This is a genomic window from Pseudomonas asuensis (assembly GCF_014646755.1).
Lineage (GTDB): Bacteria > Pseudomonadota > Gammaproteobacteria > Pseudomonadales > Pseudomonadaceae > Chryseomonas > Chryseomonas asuensis.
In genome coordinates this window covers 1-1,209 of sequence record NZ_BMNW01000069.1, presented here as the reverse complement: position 1 = coordinate 1,209, position 1,209 = coordinate 1, and the positions used below count along the sequence as shown (strand labels likewise).

Sequence of the window (1,209 nt, the reverse complement as noted above, 5' to 3'; positions counted from 1 at the left end):
CCACTACATCTCGCTCGGCGGCAGGCTGTGCGGCCAAGTCGTTCATGGCATAACCGTAATAGCCTGCGGCCTTTAGCGTCTGGCCGTGAGTTAAGACAAAAGTTTGCTCGGCGGCAGGCTGTGCGGCCAGGAAGTTCATGGCATCACCGTGATAGCCTGCGGCCTTTAGCGTCTGGCCGTTAGTTACGACAAAAGTTTGCTCGGTGGCAGGCTGTGCGGCCAAGCGGTTCATGGCATTACAGTCATAGCCTGCGGCCTTTAGCGTCTGGCCGTGAGTTAAGACAAAAGTTTGCTCGGCGGCAGGCTGTGCGGCCAAGTCGTTCATGGCATCACCGTGATAGCCTGCGGCCTTTAGCGTCTGGCCGTGGGTTACGACAAAAGTTTGCTCGGTGGCAGGCTGTGCGGCCAAGCCGTTCATGGCATAACCGTTATAGCCTGCGGCCTTTAGCGTCTGGCCGTGGGTTACGACAAAAGTTTGCTCGGTGGCAGGCTGTGCGGCCAAGCGGTTCATGACATAACCGCTATAGCCTGCGGCCTTTAGCGTCTGGCCGTGAGTTACGACAAAAGTTTGCTCGGTGGCAGGCTGTGCGGCCAAGCGGTTCATGGCATAACCGTTATAGCCTGCGGCCTTTAGCGTCTGGCCGTGGGTTAAGACAAAAGTTCGCTCGGTGGCAGGCTGTGCGGCCAAGTCGTTCATGGCATCACCGTTATAGCCTGCGGCCTCTAGCGTCTGGCCGTGAGTTAAGACAAAAGTTTGCTCGGTGGCAGGCTGTGCGGCCAAGCGGTTCATGGCATAACCGCTATAGCCTGCGGCCTTTAGCGTCTGGCCGTGGGTTAAGACAAAAGTTCGCTCGGTGGCAGGCTGTGCGGCCAAGCGGTTCATGACATAACCGCTATAGCCTGCGGCCTTTAGCGTCTGGGCATTGGTCAGGACAAAGGTTTGCTGGACGACAGGCCGTTCGGCCAAGGCGCTCATGTCATCACCGTCATAGCCTGCATCCTCTAGCGCCTGCCCATTCTTCACCAGGAACTGCTGCCGTTGAGAGAGCATTTTTCCGGCAATATCTTTCATTTGGTGACTGGTTTGTCGTAACGCCAACTCAGGGCCTTGGCCGTTTTTGCCGGTGTACCCAGCGATATCCAGCTTAAGCTCGGCTGGGAGGTTTTGCAGGTGGGAGACAAGGGGCTCAAAGCCTTTCCTAAGGGCTA

Annotated in this window: 1 protein-coding gene; it reads right to left on the bottom strand. The window is 57.2% G+C overall.

Going from position 1 to position 1,209, the window contains the following annotated elements:
* On the bottom strand, positions 1-1,072 hold a 1,072-nt coding region (locus IEX86_RS24690; protein ID WP_188868786.1), incomplete at its 3' end, for a hypothetical protein.
* Positions 1,073-1,209 lie beyond the last annotated feature (137 nt).